This window comes from Brevibacterium sediminis, from assembly GCF_013623905.1.
GTDB lineage: Bacteria > Actinomycetota > Actinomycetes > Actinomycetales > Brevibacteriaceae > Brevibacterium > Brevibacterium sediminis.
Map to the genome: position 1 here is coordinate 451,472 of NZ_JABKDD010000001.1, position 17,964 is coordinate 469,435.

General features: G+C 63.3%; 17 protein-coding genes and 1 tRNA gene. 16 read left to right on the forward strand and 2 right to left on the reverse strand.

Annotation, left to right across the window (positions count from 1 at the left end):
* Positions 1-45 precede the first annotated feature (45 nt).
* From atpA to HK108_RS02110, 7 genes are all read left to right on the forward strand, one after another.
* The gene (gene atpA / locus HK108_RS02080) at positions 46-1,680 is read left to right on the forward strand and encodes a F0F1 ATP synthase subunit alpha (RefSeq protein ID WP_139907924.1); all 1,635 of its coding nucleotides are present in this window, start codon (positions 46-48) and stop codon (positions 1,678-1,680) included.
* 31 nt (positions 1,681-1,711) lie between these two features.
* Positions 1,712-2,644, forward strand: a complete 933-nt coding sequence (locus HK108_RS02085) for a F0F1 ATP synthase subunit gamma (protein WP_139907926.1) — start codon at positions 1,712-1,714, stop codon at positions 2,642-2,644.
* A gap of 26 nt (positions 2,645-2,670) precedes the next feature.
* Positions 2,671-4,119 (forward strand): F0F1 ATP synthase subunit beta, encoded by a 1,449-nt coding sequence (gene atpD, locus HK108_RS02090; protein WP_039210687.1) that lies wholly within the window; start codon positions 2,671-2,673, stop codon positions 4,117-4,119.
* A gap of 3 nt (positions 4,120-4,122) precedes the next feature.
* The gene (locus HK108_RS02095; RefSeq protein WP_101545515.1) at positions 4,123-4,383 is read left to right on the forward strand and encodes a F0F1 ATP synthase subunit epsilon; all 261 of its coding nucleotides are present in this window, start codon (positions 4,123-4,125) and stop codon (positions 4,381-4,383) included.
* A gap of 22 nt (positions 4,384-4,405) precedes the next feature.
* The gene (locus HK108_RS02100; protein WP_025776910.1) at positions 4,406-4,873 is read left to right on the forward strand and encodes a DUF2550 domain-containing protein; all 468 of its coding nucleotides are present in this window, start codon (positions 4,406-4,408) and stop codon (positions 4,871-4,873) included.
* Complete coding sequence (gene murA, locus HK108_RS02105) at positions 4,873-6,186, forward strand: UDP-N-acetylglucosamine 1-carboxyvinyltransferase (protein WP_139907928.1); 1,314 nt, start codon at positions 4,873-4,875, stop codon at positions 6,184-6,186. Before HK108_RS02100 ends, murA begins: the two co-directional genes overlap by 1 nt.
* 571 nt (positions 6,187-6,757) lie before the next feature.
* Positions 6,758-7,540: a hypothetical protein gene (locus tag HK108_RS02110; protein ID WP_139466989.1), complete on the forward strand. Its 783-nt coding sequence runs from the start codon at positions 6,758-6,760 to the stop codon at positions 7,538-7,540.
* A gap of 256 nt (positions 7,541-7,796) precedes the next feature.
* Here HK108_RS02110 and nucS read toward each other — a convergent pair whose 3' ends face one another.
* The gene (gene nucS, locus HK108_RS02115) at positions 7,797-8,492 is read right to left on the reverse strand and encodes an endonuclease NucS (protein WP_139466990.1); all 696 of its coding nucleotides are present in this window, start codon (positions 8,490-8,492) and stop codon (positions 7,797-7,799) included.
* 108 nt (positions 8,493-8,600) lie between these two features.
* On the opposite strand from nucS, the gene HK108_RS19235 reads away from it, so the two are divergent.
* Positions 8,601-8,819 (forward strand): Rv1322 family protein, encoded by a 219-nt coding sequence (locus HK108_RS19235; RefSeq protein WP_139467416.1) that lies wholly within the window; start codon positions 8,601-8,603, stop codon positions 8,817-8,819.
* Positions 8,820-8,993: 174 nt separating this feature from the next.
* On the opposite strand, the gene HK108_RS02120 is transcribed toward HK108_RS19235, so the two are convergent.
* Positions 8,994-10,613: a coiled-coil domain-containing protein gene (locus HK108_RS02120; protein ID WP_181270446.1), complete on the reverse strand. Its 1,620-nt coding sequence runs from the start codon at positions 10,611-10,613 to the stop codon at positions 8,994-8,996.
* Positions 10,614-10,846: 233 nt separating this feature from the next.
* Here HK108_RS02120 and HK108_RS02125 point away from each other — a divergent pair, with 233 nt between their 5' ends.
* The 8 genes from HK108_RS02125 to HK108_RS02160 all read left to right on the forward strand — a co-directional run bounded on the left by HK108_RS02125 (position 10,847) and on the right by HK108_RS02160 (position 17,919).
* A complete protein-coding gene (locus tag HK108_RS02125) occupies positions 10,847-12,037 on the forward strand; it encodes an acetyl-CoA C-acetyltransferase (RefSeq protein ID WP_181270447.1) in 1,191 nt (396 codons plus the stop codon).
* An 87-nt stretch (positions 12,038-12,124) separates the two neighbouring features.
* Positions 12,125-12,439 carry a thiamine-binding protein gene (locus HK108_RS02130; RefSeq protein WP_181270448.1) on the forward strand — a complete coding sequence of 105 codons (315 nt, stop codon included), beginning with the start codon at positions 12,125-12,127 and terminating at the stop codon, positions 12,437-12,439.
* 88 nt (positions 12,440-12,527) lie between these two features.
* Positions 12,528-12,734 carry a hypothetical protein gene (locus tag HK108_RS02135; protein ID WP_139466994.1) on the forward strand — a complete coding sequence of 69 codons (207 nt, stop codon included), beginning with the start codon at positions 12,528-12,530 and terminating at the stop codon, positions 12,732-12,734.
* Positions 12,735-12,853: 119 nt separating this feature from the next.
* Positions 12,854-12,927: transfer RNA gene (locus tag HK108_RS02140), tRNA-Arg, on the forward strand.
* A 124-nt stretch (positions 12,928-13,051) separates the two neighbouring features.
* Positions 13,052-14,749: a dynamin family protein gene (locus HK108_RS02145; RefSeq protein WP_181270449.1), complete on the forward strand. Its 1,698-nt coding sequence runs from the start codon at positions 13,052-13,054 to the stop codon at positions 14,747-14,749.
* A complete protein-coding gene (locus HK108_RS02150; RefSeq protein WP_181270450.1) occupies positions 14,746-16,326 on the forward strand; it encodes a GTPase in 1,581 nt (526 codons plus the stop codon). Before HK108_RS02145 ends, HK108_RS02150 begins: the two co-directional genes overlap by 4 nt.
* A gap of 190 nt (positions 16,327-16,516) precedes the next feature.
* A complete protein-coding gene (locus tag HK108_RS02155) occupies positions 16,517-17,110 on the forward strand; it encodes a single-stranded DNA-binding protein (protein WP_181270451.1) in 594 nt (197 codons plus the stop codon).
* 101 nt (positions 17,111-17,211) lie between these two features.
* Positions 17,212-17,919, forward strand: coding sequence for a DUF6993 domain-containing protein (locus tag HK108_RS02160; RefSeq protein ID WP_181270452.1), 708 nt, complete (start codon positions 17,212-17,214; stop codon positions 17,917-17,919).
* Positions 17,920-17,964 lie beyond the last annotated feature (45 nt).

A 17,964-nucleotide genomic window follows, 5' to 3' on the forward strand; every position in this document is an offset into this window, starting at 1 on the left:
CGGTCGTCGGACGCAAGATTTGAGTAAAGGAAGCAGGGAAACCAGATGGCGGAACTGACAATTCGCCCGGAAGAGATCCGGGACGCTCTCGGGAAGTTCGTTGATTCGTACAACCCGGAGAGCTCGGAAAAGACCGAGGTCGGCAAGGTCGTCACCGCTGGTGACGGTATCGCTCACGTTTCGGGCCTGCCCGGCACCATGGCCAACGAACTCCTGCGGTTCGAAGACGGCACGCTGGGCCTGGCACAGAACCTTGACGAACGCGAGATCGGCGTCGTCATCCTCGGTGAGTTCTCCGGAATCGCCGAAGAGCAGAACGTGTACCGCACCGGCGAGGTCCTCTCGATTCCGGTCGGCGACGGCTACCTCGGCCGTGTCGTCGATCCGTTGGGTCGTCCCGTCGACGGACTCGGCGATATCGAGACCGTCGGCCGCCGTGAGCTCGAGCTCCAGGCCGCCGGCGTCATGGACCGCCAGGAAGTGCGTGAGCCTCTCCAGACCGGTTACAAGAGCATCGACGCGATGATCCCCGTTGGCCGTGGCCAGCGTCAGCTGGTCATCGGTGACCGCAAGACCGGTAAGACCGCTCTGGCGATCGACACGATCATCAACCAGAAGGCCAACTGGGAGACCGGAGACCCGAAGAAGCAGGTCCGCTGCATCTACGTGGCCGTCGGTCAGAAGGGCTCGACCATCGCCGGCGTTCGCCGTTCGCTGGAAGAGGCCGGAGCGCTCGAGTACACGACCATCGTGTCTTCGCCTGCCTCGGACCCTGCAGGCTTCAAGTACCTGGCTCCTTACTCCGGATCCGCTATCGGCCAGCACTGGATGTACGACGGCAAGCACGTCCTCATCGTGTTCGACGACCTGTCGAAGCAGGCTGAGGCCTACCGCGCCGTGTCCCTGCTTCTGCGTCGTCCGCCGGGCCGTGAAGCCTACCCCGGCGACGTCTTCTACCTGCACTCGCGTCTGCTGGAACGCTGTGCGAAGCTCTCTGATGAGCTCGGCGGCGGTTCGATGACCGGTCTGCCGATCATCGAGACGAAGGCCAATGACGTCGGTGCGTTCATTCCGACCAACGTCATCTCGATCACCGACGGCCAGATCTTCCTGCAGTCCGATCTGTTCAACGCCGGTCAGCGTCCCGCTGTCGACGTCGGTGTGTCCGTGTCTCGAGTCGGTGGTGCCGCTCAGACGAAGGCTCTCAAGGGAGTTTCGGGCACGCTGAAGATCTCGCTGGCCCAGTACCGTTCGCTCGAAGCCTTCGCGATGTTCGCATCCGATCTCGACGACGCGACCAAGCGCGATCTGGCCCGTGGCGCGCGTCTGACCGAACTGCTCAAGCAGGGTCAGTACGCCCCGATGCCGTTCGAGAAGCAGACCGTGTCGATCTTCGCCGGAACCAACGGCTACCTCGACGAGATCCCTGTCGACGACGTGCTCCGCTTCGAGTCCGAACTGCACGATCACATCGAGCGCAAGACCGGTATCTTCACGACCATCCGTGAGACGCTGAAGCTCGACGACGACACGACCGAAGAGCTGAAGAGCGTCCTGGCCGAGTTCACCCAGAACTTCGCCAGCTCGGACCAGAGCGGTTCGAAGGCCGGCAGCGAAGACACCGCAGCCGCGTCCTCCGACGAGGTCGAGCAGGAGCAGATCGTTCGGCAGAAGCGTTGAACCTGTTCCGTAACGGCGAAAGGAAGAACTGATGGGAGCCCAGCAGAGGGTCTTCAAACAGAAGATCCGCTCGACTCAGTCCTTGAGGAAGATCTTCAAGGCGATGGAACTCATCGCTGCTTCGCGGATTCAGAAGGCCATTGCCCGCTCGCAGGCCGCAGGCCCGTACGCGAACGCCCTGACCCGGGCCGTGTCGGCAGTGGCCAGCGAGTCGAACGTGGACCACGTTCTCACCACGGAGTCGGACAACGTCAAGCACGCGGCCGTCCTCGTGATCGGACCCGACCGCGGATTCGCCGGTGCCTATTCGGCGAACCTGCTGCGCGAAGCCGAGGAGCTCATTCGGCTGCTGCGCAACGAGGGCAAGAGCGTCGACCTGTTCACGATCGGCAGCAAGGCCAAGAACTACTACACCTTCCGTGATCGCAAGATCGAGAAGTCCTGGACAGGAATCTCCGAGAATCCGACGGCTGAGGTCGCCCGGGAGATCGGCGAAGCTCTGTTGGAGAACTTTGATCCGGAGTCCGAGGACTCGGGTGTCGATGAGATCTACATCGTGTTCACGAAGTTCGTCTCCAGCGTCACGCATGATCCGGAATATCGGAGACTGCTGCCGCTGGAGGTTGTCGACGCCGATGAGGCGACGACGGGCGGACAGTCCGCAGGTCCGACCGATGCGCCCGCGTTCCCTCTCTATGAGTTCGAACCGAGTGCAGAGGCCGTCCTGGACGCACTGCTACCGCGGTACATCGATTCGCGCATTCTGTCGGCCCTCCTGAGCGCTTCGGCCTCGGAACAGGCATCACGTCAGGCAGCGATGAAGACGGCCACGGACAATGCGGATGATCTCATCAAGACCTACACCCGGTTGGCCAATACGGCTCGCCAGGCGGAAATCACCCAGGAACTCACCGAGATCGTCGGTGGGGCGGATGCCCTCGCGGCATCGGCAGCCGGCGACTGACCGGCGAGAGCAGAGAGAAAGAGACCATGACTGCCACAGCAACGGAAACCTCTCCGGCACAGGGCACTGCCCTCGGCCGGATTTCCCGAGTCATCGGCCCGGTTGTCGACATCGAGTTCCCGCTCGACTCCGTGCCCCAGATCTACAACGCACTGACCACGTCAGTGGACCTGTCAGAGGGAACCAGGAAGCTGACCTTCGAGGTCGCACTTCACCTGGGCAACGGACTGGTCCGCGCAGTGTCGCTGCAGCCGACCGACGGACTCGTCCGCGGCCAGGAAGTCGTCGACACCGGCGCACCGATCTCCGTTCCCGTCGGAGACGTGACCAAACACCACGTGTGGAACACCACCGGTGACTGCCTCAACCTCGCCGACGGCGAGGAGCTGGAGATCTCCGAGCGGTGGCCCATCCACCGTCAGGCTCCGGCTTTCGACGAACTCGAGTCCAAGACCGAGATCCTCGAAGTCGGCATCAAGAGCATCGACCTCCTGACCCCCTATGTCCAGGGTGGAAAGATCGGTCTGTTCGGCGGCGCCGGCGTCGGCAAGACCGTCCTCATCCAGGAGATGATCTTCCGTATCGCGCACAACCACTCGGGCACCTCGGTGTTCGCGGGTGTGGGCGAGCGTACCCGTGAGGGCAACGACCTCATCATGGAAATGGATGAGGCCGGAGTCTTCAAGGACACCGCGCTGGTGTTCGGCCAGATGGACGAGCCGCCAGGCACCCGTCTGCGCGTGGCGCTGTCGGCGCTGACCATGGCGGAGTACTTCCGCGATGTGCAGAACCAGGACGTGCTGCTGTTCATCGACAACATCTTCCGTTTCACCCAGGCCGGTTCCGAGGTCTCGACCCTGCTGGGTCGCATGCCCTCGGCCGTGGGCTACCAGCCCAACCTGGCTGACGAGATGGGTCTGCTGCAGGAGCGCATCACCTCGACGCGTGGTCACTCGATCACGTCGATGCAGGCGATCTACGTTCCCGCCGATGACTACACCGACCCGGCGCCTGCGACGACATTCGCCCACCTCGACGCGACCACGGAGCTCAGCCGTGACATCGCTTCGCGCGGTCTGTACCCGGCGATCGACCCGCTCGCATCGTCCTCGCGCATCCTCGATCCGCTGATCGTCGGTGACGAGCACTACCGCGTGGCCAACGAGGTCAAGGCGATTCTGCAGAAGAACAAGGAGCTGCAGGACATCATCGCCATCCTCGGTGTCGACGAACTGGGTGAAGAGGACAAGCTCGTCGTTCACCGTGCACGTCGCATTGAACAGTTCCTCTCGCAGAACACCTACACCGCGGAGAAGTTCACTCAGGTTCCCGGTTCGACTGTGCCGCTGGCCGACACGATCGAAGGCTTCTCGAAGATCTGCTCCGGCGAAGTCGACCACATCCCGGAGCAGGCATTCTTCAACGTCGGCGGCCTCGACGACGTTATGCGCAACTACGAAGAGATGCAGAAGTAAGCCATGGCGACGCTCGAAGTGAATGTCGTGGCCGCTGATCGCGAGGTATGGGTCGGTGAGGCCAAACGCGTCATCGCCCGTACCCTCGACGGCGAGATCGGCATCCTGCCGGGCCACGAGCCCGTGCTGGGTGTCGTCGCCGACGGCGAAGCACGGATTCTCACCCCGGGAGAGGACACCATCAGGGTCAAAGCCGATGGCGGATTCCTCTCGGTGGAGAACAACCGTGTGATCATTGCCGCTGATCAGGCCGAACTTCTCTGATCCGCAGGTTACACTGGCAACCGTGAACCCTTCTGTCCTGCTGATCGTTCTGCTCTCGTTGGTAGGACTCGCGCTTGCTCTGATCGTGGTCGTCACGATCCGACGCAGGTCGATCTCGAAGCTCTCGGGTGCCTTTGACTGTTCCATCAACGTGGGCGAGGAGTATTCTTCTCGCCCACGTTGGCGTTTGGGCGTGGCCGTGTTCTCGGTCACTTCACTGGACTGGTATCCGGTCTTTGCACTGACGCGGCGAGCCGCGTTCCGATTGCCGCGCGCGGATCTCGACATCCTCGTCCGGCGCAAGCCCACCTCCGGTGAGCAGTATTCGGTTCTGCCCGAAGCGGTCGTCGTCGACTGCTCATATGGCAAGGCGGACGGTCGTCCACGTTCCGTGTCTCTGGCAATGGACACCGAATCCCTGTCCACGATGGCTTCGTGGCTCGAATCATCACCTCCTGGCTTCAATCCGACGATGGGACGTTTCACTTAATGGATGTCTTCCGCTTGACCGGGCCCGCACAGTTGGCGGGAACCATCGATGTCAGAGGCGCCAAGAACAGCGTCCTCAAACTGATGGCCGCGAGCCTCCTCGCCGTGGGACGCACAACCATCACCAACGTCCCGGCCATCCTCGACGTGCGGATCATGGTCGAGCTGCTCGTCCGCCTCGGCTGCGAGGTCGACTATGTCGCTGAAGACGGCGTCGTGAGCATCGACGTCCCCGCCGAAGTCGGCATCCAAGCCGACTACGAACTCGTCCGCGCAATGCGGGCTTCGATCTCCGTCCTCGGCCCGCTGACCGCACGGATGCGAGCCGCACATGTGGCTCTTCCCGGCGGTGACGCCATCGGATCTCGGGGACTCGACATGCATCAGGCCGGTCTCGAAGCCCTGGGCGCTGTCGTCCACCTCGACCACGGCTATTTCGTCGCAGAGGCTCCGACGGGTCTGCGCGGTACCGAGATCGTCCTCGAGTTCCCCTCCGTGGGAGCCACCGAAAACCTCGTTATGGCAGCGACTCTCGCCCACGGCACCACGACCATCGCCAACGCCGCGCGCGAACCCGAGATCGTCGACATCTGTACGATGCTCGTCGAGATGGGGGCGCAGATCGAGGGGATCGGCACCTCTGACCTCACCATCACCGGTGTCGAATCGCTGCAGCCGGTCACCCACCGCACCGTCGGCGACCGCATCGTCGCCGGAACCTTCGCCTTCGGCGCCGCATTGAGCGCGGGCGATGTGACCGTACGCGGAGTCGGGCTCGACATCATGCCCAATATCGGAATGAAGCTTCGGGATTCGGGCGCCACGGTCGAAGACCTCGGCGAGATCATCCTCGGTGACGGAGCGCAGGGCAAGGGATTCCGCGTCCTCGGCGCCTCGCGTCCTCATGCCATCCGGGTGGCCACCATGCCGTTCCCGGGCTTCCCGACGGATCTGCAGCCGTTCGTCATCGCGTTGAACTCGGTGTCCGACGGTATCGGTCTGCTGTCTGAGAATCTGTTCGAAGCGCGCTGGCGCTTCGTGCAGGAGATCGCCCGCCTCGGTGCGAAGGTCCGCATCGATGGCAACCATGCGCTCGTGACCGGCAGCGAGAGTCTTTCCGGTGCCGAAGTCGAAGCCTCCGACATTCGCGCGGGAGCGGGCTTGGTCATGGCCGCCCTCCGGGCCGGGGGTGTCACCGAGGTATCGGGAATCGATCACATCGAACGCGGCTACGAGAATTTCGTCGACAATCTTCGCGCCCTCGGTGTCGACATCGAACGCGTCGAGAAGCGCGACGTCCTCAGCTTCGACTAGTTCTCTCACTCGACGAACCCCGCGGACCCTGGCAGTCAGGATTTGCCTCGTTCGTGCAAGTCGGTCGTCGGTTTTCGGTAGTCGTCGCGCTCGTTTAAGCCGGCCCCCGTCTGTCCGAGGTTCGCTCTCTCGTTCAAGGTCGCCCTCGTCTGTCGATAGGTAAACGGCGCGGAATTCGCGCTTCGCCTTGAACGGCGACTGCGGCCGACCGCCGTTCGAGGGCCTGCGCGGTGGTTCCGCGGTCCTGCACGTCGGCCGTTCCTCGTGACGATGCGGTCTGTGTGGAAGAGTCGAGGGTTGTCCACAGCCCGACTTCTCATCCTGGTTCTCCCGCGTCTCGTCACGCATGCTTGAAGGCATGTATAGATGTCTGTCGACTGCCGCACTGCTCGAGGCCGGGTGGGACTGTCATCGGATCAGAGCTGCCGAGCGATGCTGTCTGCGACGATTGGAACGAGGGCGATATGTTGTCACCGCAGAATGTTCTGATCCGGCGCACAGTTTCGTCAGTGCGATAGCCGCGGCTCCCACAACCACACTGCCGATAGAGTCGACGGGCCTGCGCAAACGCGTGGAGGATCTGAGAATCCTCGTCCGGTCGTACGTCGATCGCCTGCCTCCGGACGCAGTATTCTCTCACCGCAGTGCACTCATCGTTCACGGCCTTCCGATTCCATACGTCGAGCGGGACGATGTCTTCGCCGAATCGGTGAGTCCGCGCAGCGGAGTTCGTCTGGCGAAGATGCTTGTGCGGCGACGCGTCTCAGATCGTGCAGGGTACGAGTTCGTCGATGGGATCCCGGTGACGACGGTCCTGCAGACGCTGCTCGACATTGCTCGGGACTGTCCGCTCGCATTCTCTGTCGCGGCGCTCGATGCAGCGGTGCGCAGCTCGGTCGTGACCGTCGAACAGATGCGTTCCTTCAGTGAAGCGCATCCTGTTCGCACAGGCACACGGAAGATCGTCAAGGTATTGGAGAATGTCGATGCACGCCGCGAGAGCGTCGCTGAGTCGATCTGCGCGGTGCGGTTAGTCGAGCATTCGATTCCGGGGTTCGAGCCGCAGGTCGACATTCGCGATGGAGCCGGCAAACACTTGGGCCGTACCGATTTCGCCAATAGACGGGCGAAGGTCATCGCAGAGTTCGATGGTGCAGGAAAGTACCACCTCGACGGAGCGGATCCGCAAGTGACTTTCGAACGTGAACGGCGCCGCGAGTATGCGCTGCGCAACGAGGGCTGGTTGGTCTTCCGTGTCCGGTGGAGCGATCTCTTCTCCGCCGACCTCTTCCTGCGGATCGGAGAGTCAGTGCGACGACGACTAGTCATGGACGACAGCCGTCGCGAAGCGTGATCCTGACGCTCGATCAAGGCGGACAGCGCAAGTCGTTCCGTAGACGGGGCGATAGACGCTGTCCGCCTTGATCGACGGTGTGGGCCCGCGCTGAGGAGCTACGGACGCTGCACGAAGGGAGCGACACGGCTCGGCTTGATCGGCGCGGCTGAAGTGAGTGGCCGGCTTTCCCGCGGGTTGATCGGCGACGCTGGAGTTGGTGGCCGGCCATCCCGCAGGTTGACCGTGGGCTGATCCGCCGGCTGATCGTGGGTGATCAGAAGAGGCGGGTCTCGGGGTCGTCCATTCCGCGGAGGGCATCGTAGTCGAGAACGACGCAGCGGATGCCCCGGTCCTCAGCGAGAGTGCGTGCCTGCGGTTTGATCTCCTGAGCAGCGAAGACTCCGTTGACTGGGCTCAGCAGTGGATCGCGATTCATCAGCTCGAGATAGCGGGTGAGCTGTTCGACACCGTCGATATCGCCGCGGCGCTTGATCTCCACCGCCACAGACTTCTGTCCGTCGTCACGAGCCAAGATGTCCACCGGACCGATCGCGGTCATGTACTCGCGGCGCACCAGACTGTAGCCCTCGCCGAGGGTCTCGATATGTTCGGCGAGCAGTTCCTGCAGATGCGCTTCGACCCCGTCCTTGACCAGCCCGGGATCGACCCCGAACTCATAGGAGTCGTCAGCGAGGACCTCGGCGATGGAGATGACGAGACGGTCACCGGTCTTCGTCTGGGAAACCTCCCACAGCTCCGTCAGGCCGGCCTCGGCCTGCTCGGCGTCGGGCTCGATATGCCGAACCGTACACGGGGGAGTCATCCAGTTCAGCGGCTTATAGGAACCGCCGTCGGAATGGATGAGCACCGAGCCGTCGGACTTGAGCATGATGAGGCGGGTGGCCATCGGAAGGTGGGCGGTCAGACGACCGGCATAATCAACGGAGCATTGGGCAATGACTAGACGCACGCGCTTCAGCCTACGTGAGACAATGACTCAATGCCACGATCTTCATCCTCGCGTCGCAAGAACAAATGGCAGCAGTCTCCCCGCGATCTGTCCGACTCTGTGGCAGGCATGAGGACAAGCCGTTCACTGCCGGACGGAACCTGGTCCGTGCAGACCGTGAAGGGAAACGAATCCGGAAAGGTCTATGTCTGTCCTGGATGTGGCCGGGATGTCAGTGCCGCCTCGAGCCATGTCGTTGCGTGGCGTCAGGATGCTCCCCACGGAATCGAGATCGGGGTCGAAAGCAGACGGCACTGGCACCAGCACTGCTTCGACCGCTTCCGGTGAGGTCAGATGATCTCCGGGCTGTCGTCAACAGGGCTGGAGTCGACTGAGACCTCAGTCAGCCAACGTGCCTCACAATGACGATGGGACCCGCATCAGCGGGTCCCATCGTCATCATCGATTCGGTCGGTCTCAGATCAATCGTGCTGGACCCGGTCGGTCTCGACTCAATCGATCTCAGCGCAGCGAGTTGCGCGAGCGCGAGGTCTTCGAGTTGTCCTTCGAGCCGGAGACCTGAGCGTTGATCGAGATCGTGTCCTCGTCGGTGGCGCCGTTGGGCAGATCTTCGCCTGCCGTGTCCTTCTCATCAGCGGCAGAGTCAGCGTTCGACTCCGCAGCGTTCTTCGAAGCAGGAGTCGACTTCGAGCTTTCGGCCGACTCGTCGGAAGCCTTCGCAGGGCCGTTGCCCTCGGCTCTGGCACCATCGTTCTTCGCAGGACCGGTCGACTTCGAACCCCCGCCCGAGGCGGATCCGGACTTCGAGGTTTCGGCGTCGTGCGATGCTGCGTCATCGGTCGACTTCGCGGAGTCATCGGTCTTGGGCGCATCCGACGAGTCATCGTCGGCCAGCAGGTCTTCGAGCTCCTGACCGTCGGCGATCTGCTCGGTGGCGTGAGACGCCGATTCGGCCTTCGCCGGATCCACTGAGTCGCCGCCCATGACTCCGGGCATAGCGAACAGCGAACGGAGCTGATCGAGCTGAGCAGTGATCGTCTTGCGCTGCTTCGTGAGCAGATCGACCTGCGACTGTGCGGAGGCGACATTGCGTTTGGCCTCTGCCGCGGATTCCTCAATGGTCGCCTCGGCGGTGGCGCGAGCTTCCGCAATGAGCGTCTGTGCGCGGGACTTTCCGTCGGCGATGATCTCGTCGGCCTTCTTCACTGCGTCGGTGCGAGTCTGCTCCGCACGCTCGGCAGCTTCCTTGGCCTCGGTGTCGGCCTTCGCTGCGCGTGCCTGAGCCTCTTCGACGAGCTTCTTGTTCTCGACCTGAGCCTCTTCGTAGCGCTTCTTGCGTTCGGTCTCGGCTTCCTTGCGCTTGTTCGCGAGCTCGACGTCGAAGGCGTTTCCGGCCTTCTTCGATGCCTCGTCGCGTGCCTTCGCGGACTTGAGCAGCTCATCGGCCTGCGCCTGAGCAGCCGCCACTGTCTCCTCTGCCTCGGTCTTGGCCTCGGCACGCAGATCCGCAGCTTCCTTCTCAGCGGTCGCCCGCAGTTCGGAGAGCTCGAGATCAAGGCTCTCGCGAGCCTCCTTGGCGGAAGCGGCATTCGCTTCCTTGGCCTGGTTGGTCTCGCGTTCGGTGGTTGCGCTGAGCTCGGCTGCGCGTTTCTCAGCGGCTTTGATCGTCTCTTCGGCGCGCAGCTCGGCCGAGGAGATGATTGCATCGGCTTCCGAGCGCGCATTGGACAGTGTGTCGTTGCTCTCGGTGTGCATCCGAGCGCGAGCGGACGCCGCCTCGGCGCGGGCCTTGTTCCGAATCGTCTCGGCATCGGAATTGGCCTGAGCCAGGGTCTCGCGGGCCTGCGACTCGGCGATCTTGAGAAGATGGTCGATGCGGCTTCCGGGAGGCCCTGCCGCCTCTGCATTGTCGTTGGCAGCCTTCTTCAGCTGTGCTTTGGCTTCGGAGAGCTCACCGGCGATCTGCAACTTCGCCCGATCTGCATTGATGACCTGACTGCGCGCATCGGCCAGGGCCTTGCGGACCGACTCGACCTCGGTGCGCAGCTGCTGCAGTCGCGAATCGACTTCACTCTTCTCGTAGCCGCGCATCGCTGTGCGGAATTCTTCGGTGGGCGTCACTGAAGCGAACTCCTGTCATCTTGGAAAGGGGGTGTTCTTAGGCTGTCCTCGTCCTACTCTAACGGAGACTCCATGAGTGTTGGGTGCGAATGCGAGAATGTGGACGAGGGCTTGATCCATGGCCGCGCGGACCCCGTGATGCAGGCCACATGGGCCTCGACTAGGCTGGTGGATGTCGAAATGCATACGTGTTGCGGACACGCGTCCGCAGCGCGGATATCCGAGGAGGAAATATGGCTGATGCAGTGATCGTCGCCGGAGCGCGCACACCGTTCGGGCGACTGCAGGGAGAGCTGTCGAAACTCAGTGCCGTCGAGCTCGGCGCCGAAGCCATCGCCGGGGCACTCGATCGTGCCGGCATTCAGGGCTCCGACGTCGACTACGTGATCATGGGCCAGGTTCTGCAGGCCGGCAACAGTCAGGGCCCCGGTCGACAGGCGGCAGTCAAAGCCGGCATTCCGATGTCCGTTCCGGCTGTGTCGGTCAACAAGCTGTGCCTGTCGGGAATCAACACGATCACCCAAGCGGCTCAGCTGATCCGAGCCGGCGAGTACGACGTCGTCGTGGCGGGCGGGCAGGAATCGATGAGCCAGGCCCCGCACATGCTGATGAAATCGCGTTCGGGGTACAAGTACGGTGATGTCGTCGCCAAGGACCATATGGACTACGACGGACTCTGGGACGCATTCACCGATCAGGCCATGGGCGGACTGACCGAAGAGGCCAATGCCGGTGACCGCGAGTTCTCGCGCGCTGAGCAGGATGAGTTCTCCGCTCGTTCGCACCAGCGCGCGGCGGCGGCACAGAAGGCCGGTGCCTTCGAGAATGAGATCGTGCCAGTGACCATCAGCTCGCGCAAGGGCGCTGTCACCATCTCCGCAGACGAGGGTGTGCGTCCTGACACGACGGCCGAGTCCCTGTCCAAGCTGCGGCCGTCCTTCCAGAAGGACGGAACGATCACCGCGGGCAACGCTTCACAGATCTCCGACGGAGCCTGCGCTGTCGTCGTCATGTCGCGTGAGAAGGCCGAAGAGCTCGGCGCTCCGATCCTCGCCGAGATCCGTTCGCATGCCTGGACCGCCGGTCCGGACTCGACTCTCCAGCACCAGCCCTCACAGGCGATCAAGGTCGCTGCCGAACGCGAAGGCGTCGCAGCCGATTCCTTCGACCTCTATGAGATCAACGAAGCCTTCGCCGCCGTCGGCCTGGCCAGCGCCAAGGACCTCGGCATCGACGAGGACAAGGTCAACGTCAACGGCGGCGCCGTCGCACTGGGCCACCCGATCGGTGCCTCGGGAGCCCGGGTCGTCCTCACCCTTGCCCTCGAACTCCAGCGCCGAGGCGGCGGCACGGGTATCGCCGCACTCTGCGGAGGCGGCGGGCAGGGTGACTCGCTCATCGTGACAGTGCCCGCTCAGGCCTGAGCCGAGTCGTTCGACCGCAATCCAGACAGATGAACCGGTGGGGAGCCGATCGGCTCCCCACCGGACCGGACAGAAGGGACCACCATCATGCTCGCAGCTTTCTCAGTCGCTCCCAGTGGGGGAGAAGGGGCCGACGCCTCGGTCCACGATGCCGTGGCAGCGGCTGTCGAGATCGTTCGCAATTCCGGTCTGCCGCACCGGACGGACTCGATGTTCACGACCATCGAAGGCGAATGGGACGAGGTCTTCGCGGTCATCAAAGAGGCCACCGAGGCTGTCGGCCAGTTCGGCACTCGGGTATCACTGGTGGTCAAGGCCGATATCCGTCCCGGCTACACCGGCGAGATCGACGGCAAACTCGAACGCCTGGAGAAGGCGATCGACGCTCGAAGCGAAGCCTGAGACGAATTCTTCTGAAATTCTCAGTGACGTGAGTCTCATCTGGCGTTAGTCTTTCTCCATCGGATGCATCGATCGAAGGAGACAGACAATGAATGGTGCAAAGCTCTTCTCTGTTGCCACGGCACTCACGCTTGTCGCGTTGCTGGGCTTCATGCTCGCAGGATTCTTCCCGATCATCGTCGACTTCGCATTCGGGATCGAGGCCGTGGCAGTCATTCTTGCGATGACGGGAGTGGTGGCCGTGTCATTCGTGACGGTGAGGAAGTCGATGGAGAACGCAGCCCGTCACTACTGAGATGTTCCTGCCGAGCTTTCACGGCAGCGTCGGCCCCGGTTCGAGGCGACGGACGAGACAGTCCGCACCGAACCGGGGCCGCTTTCTGTTCTCATCCGGGCATCGGTTACGATATTTGAGCCTCCGTAGCTCAGTCGGATAGAGCAACCGCCTTCTAAGCGGTAGGTCGCGGGTTCGAGCCCCGCCGGGGGCGCTTCTCATGCTCGCATCCGCCGATCCCGCAGGTCCGGTCGATCGGCGTCGGTGCCGAGCAATTCCGCGCCGATACGGCGTGGCAGTTGGTGCCGAGCTGGGAAAACATAGAGAGTGGAGGCGTGATGACTGAGAGCAAGAGCGCCGTGACGCCGCCGGTCGGCCAAGCGTTGAACGATATCGTCAAGCGAGTTTCGGAGACGCGCTTCACCCTGCGCAGCGAAGACTTCGCCGACGCTCGCACAGCACACTCGACACTGACTGCGGAACTCAACGACTACGTGCTGCCGCGGATCAATCGTTCGCGGACTCCGTTCCTCATCGCCGTGGGCGGGTCGACAGGTGCCGGCAAATCGACACTGGTCAACTCCCTCGTAGGGCGCAATGTCAGTCCTGCCGGCGTGCGTCGACCGACGACGGGCAACCCGGTCGTCATCTTCAACCCCGCCGATGCGAAGTTCTTCGAATCAGAGCATTACCTGCCTGACCTGCCGCGCAGCTCCGATCCTCAGTCGGCCATGCCCGGAGTCGTGCTCATCGCAGATGAGAACATCGAAGCGGGCACTGCCATCCTCGACTGTCCGGACATCGACTCCATCTCGGAGACGAACCGTGCGCTCTCGCGCAGGGTTCTGCTCAGCGCCGACCTGTGGCTCTTCGTGACAACGGCGAACCGGTACGCCGATGCCGCCCCGTGGGCCCTGTTGAAGACGGCCGCTGCGCGAAGCACTTCGGTGGCCATCGTTCTCGATCGGGTTCCGCCCGAAGCCAACCGCGAAGTCAGGCATCACCTGTCGAGTCTTCTCGCCGATGCAGGACTGGCGAACTCACCGATCTTCTCCGTCGCCGAGCTCGAGCTGGAAGACGGTCTGCTGCCTCATGCGGCGATCTACCCTATTCGCTCCTGGATCTCTCAAGTCGGCACGGAGGGCACCTCACTCGAACGCATCCGCAATCGCACGCTGACGGGTGCGATCGCTGCCCTGCCCGCACGGGTCAGGGAGCTCGCCGACTTCGCCGAAACTCAGGAACAGGCCCACATCGCCCTGGTCGGCTCAGTGGAGAAGAGCTTCCGATCGGCTCAATCCGGACTCGCCGAAGTCTTCTCCGACGGACGGGTCCTCCACGGAGAGGTCAATGCTCGCTGGCAGGACTTCGTGGGCACAGGCCAGCTCTTCCGCGGACTGGAGCCGACGATGGCTCGAATGCGCGATCGCATCTCCGCCGCAGTGACCGGCAAACATGACGCGGCCACTCCATTGCATGTCGCCATCCTGCGCAGCGCGGCTGTGTCGCTGCGCGAACAGGCCATCGACGTGGTCGATGAAGTCAATGCCGAATGGCGAAACACCGCTGCAGGTGCAGCGCTCATCGAAGATCAACCCGAACTGCGCACGGTGGCCGCGGGGCTCGAGGACTCAGTGAAATCGGCGGTGAGCACGTGGTCGGACGAAGTCAACGCGCTCGTGCGCGATATCGGTCAGGGCAAGAAGTCCAAGGCCCGAATCCTGTCCTTCGGCGTTGCAGGCGTCTGCGCCGTCGTCGAATACGCGGCCTTCTGGGATCCGCGGAGCGCCAGCGATGGCGGGCAGAGCACCCGACAAGGGGCAGGAGTCGCACTCAATCTTGCGGAGACGATCTTCGGAGCCGACGAGGCGGCCGGTCTCATCGCATCGATCCGACAGCGCTTCCTCGACGCGGCTGTGGGCATCGTGGCGGGCTGCCGTACTCCTTTCGACAACGCACTGAGACTATCCGCGGTACCGGCGCGGCAAGCGGGCGCCCTGCGCGCCTCCGGTGAACGACTTGAGGTGGCATTGTGAACAGTTCCGCACAGACCGAGATCCGGCGTCTCGCCGAAGGCATCTCACACGCCCTGTCGCTGAGTGAGGACAAGCTCGGCGGAGAAGTTCGCACCGATGCTCAGAATCTGCTCGACCGGGCGGAAGACCGCCTGGGCCTGGGTGAGGACTTCACCGTCGTGGCCTTCGCAGGGTCGACGGGCTCCGGCAAATCCTCACTGTTCAACGCAGTGGCCGGTCTCGAGATCGCCCGTGTCGGTGTGCGCAGGCCGACGACTTCACGACCGACCGCATGCGTCTGGGGCGAGGGCGGAAACGATGTCCTCGACTGGCTGCACGTGCCCGAACGCAGCCGCACCTGGCGCGAGTCCGCGCTCGACGGCGACGATCAGAGACGCCTGCACGGACTGATCCTGCTCGACCTGCCCGACCACGACTCCACGGCAGTGGAACACCGTGTCGAGTCGGATCGTCTGGTGGGACTCGTCGACGTCGTGTTCTGGGTCGTCGACCCACAGAAGTACGCCGACTTCTCGCTGCACTCCGAGTACCTGACCAAACTCGCCGAGAACAGTGCGAACATGGTCGTCGTCCTCAACCAGATCGACAAACTCAGTCCGGAGGAGCAGAAGGCCGCAACCGACCATCTGCGCCAGCTGCTCAACGAGGATGGGCTGAGCGAGACGAATGTGCGCATCTCCTCGGCCGTGACCCGAGAGGGCATCCCGGAGATCCGCAGCATCCTCGCCGACACCGTCGACTCGAACGACGCAGCGGCCGAGAGGCTGTTGGCTGATATGCAGGCGATGGCCAATCGGATCCGGAAGGAGCTCGGGGAACCGGTCTCCTCGCCGGACGAATTGGCCGGCGCATCCCGACTGGTCGAGACGATGTCGGAAGCCGCCGGTGTCGAAGCCGTGGCACAGACCGTGCACGATGATTACATCCGCCGTTCCTACCGCAAGACCGGGTATCCCATCCTCGCGTGGGCCCAGCGCAATGCGCCCGATCCGCTGGGCGCCAAGCACGGTCAGGACAGAGACGAGCTCGTCCGCGCTTCGGTGCCGGCGACGACGAAGGCGCAGAGCTCCCACGTCCGGCTCATGGCGCACGAACTCATCGCAGAATCCGTGTCGACCATGCCGCAGGCATGGCAGAACGAGGCCGCGGAAGCAGAGAAGAAGAGCACCGACGAGCTGTCGGAGAATCTCGACTCGGCCGTCACGGCTGTGGATATCACTCGCCAGAGCCCCGGTTGGTGGTCGCTGGCACACACCCTGCAGATCATCTTCTTCGTCGCCTCGATCATCGGTCTCCTCGGCATCATCGTCTCCGCCCTCGTCGCCGCAATCGGTTCGGGAGCCCTGCCGACGTGGTGTTGGATCGTCAGCATCGGGCTGTTCGTGATCGGTTGCATCGGCTCGTTCGTGACCTCTCTGATGGCGAAGTCGGCGCGGGCCAGAGGCGCGAAGGAGGCGGCATCCGAGGTCGACGGCAAGCTGCGAGACGCGGTCGGCCGCGTCGCCCAGAGCTCGTATCTCAACTCGGTGAAGAGCGTCATCGGAGAGCACCGACGGGCATACGAGATGCTCCGCTGAGACGCAGACGCGCATCTCCGACTCGAACACACCCCGTGGGCGACTCGGACTGTGAAGCCCTGTGGACGGAGAACCTCTGTCCACAGGGCATTTCATGTTTCTGGACACCCGAGCGAAGGACCGGGCTCACTGGAGATCCATGCGGACGCAGACGACCGTATGGTTTCATCACACCGATTTGGAGACACCGATGTCCGCAATCCCGATCACCGTCACCGGCACCATCGCCACCGAGCCGAGCGCACGAACGCTGCCGTCCGGGCGAGCCTGCGCCTCGTTCAGGTTGGCCGTCAACCACTGGAGAGTCGACAAGAACACCGGTGAGTTCGTCCCAGACGGCACCTCGTGGTTCGGAGTCGACTGCTACGGCGACCTGGCGAGCAATACCGCGATGTCGCTCAACACCGGCGCCGCGGTGATCGTATCGGGCAGCCTGAGGAATCGAGAATGGGCCACCGAGGAGCGCAGCGGAATCTCGCCGACGGTGGTCGCGGAGCATATCGGCCCCGACCTGAGGTACGGAACCGCCCACTACAAGCGCGCCAAAGCAGCCGACCGCTCACAGTCGACTGCCGGAGAGACGACCTCTGAGGCATCCGGATCGAATGATTCGGTCTGGAACACCTTGGGCACCGCAGAAACGCCGCCGGAGTCCGAATCCGACGGCGACACCGATCATGGCGACATCGTCGATGCCGCGAGCGGCGTCGATGCCGGCATCGACACCGGTGCCGAAGATGATCCGATCGCACAGGAGACCGCAAAAGCCGCGGCGCCCTTCTGATCGCGTGAATTCCTTGCAGTCCTGGAGAATCGATGCGCCTCGCAGCTCGTGACATCCGCTAGAGTGAGACTGTCAATCGTCCCCTCTCGCCGAGGTTGCAGATGCGTCTTGTTCCTGTGCTGAGTGCTGCGGCACTGACTCTGGCATTGTCGGGGTGTTCGCTTCTCGGCTTCGGTGCCGATGATTCGCAGCCGCAGCCCAAACAGACCCAGGCGAAGCCCGTTGCCGAAGTCGACAAGGTGCTCAAGGCACTCAAACCGCTGACGGGTGACAAGGAATCGGTGCCGTCGACGAAGAAGTTCTTCTCCACGATGCTCGACGCCGGCTATGAGCCCGAACAGCTGGAGGCGACGATCGACGAATCGCCGCTCGGCAATGAAGTCCCTTCGAAGATGTTCGGAGTCAAGACCGACAAGGGCTGCGTCGTCGGCGAGATCCGGAAGGGCAAAGCCACCGCCGACCTCGTCCAGCCCACCGAATCGACGGGCTCCTGCCTGTTCGGCGAAGTGGAACGGCCGAAAGGTGTCAAAGCACCGAAGGGCGAGAAGCGCGACGAAGACGGCGACTCGAACGGTGCCGGCCACCTGCCCGGCGAGGACATCAACGGCAAGGACGGTGAAACCGAGAGCCCCGCGCCGAGTGAAGACGACTCCGCGTCGGCAAGCACCGGGGGAGCGGAAGGGACTGCGGGCTCAGAAGGCACCGACGGCTCTCAGGGTACCGATGGGTCCTCCGGTGAGGGCGGATCCGAGGAGACCTCGAGCGAGGGTGGCACTTCGGGTGAAGCCCCGTCTCTCGGCGGAGGCTGAGCACTCCCCAACGCAGGTCGGACCGCCTCGGCGGAAGTTCGGTCA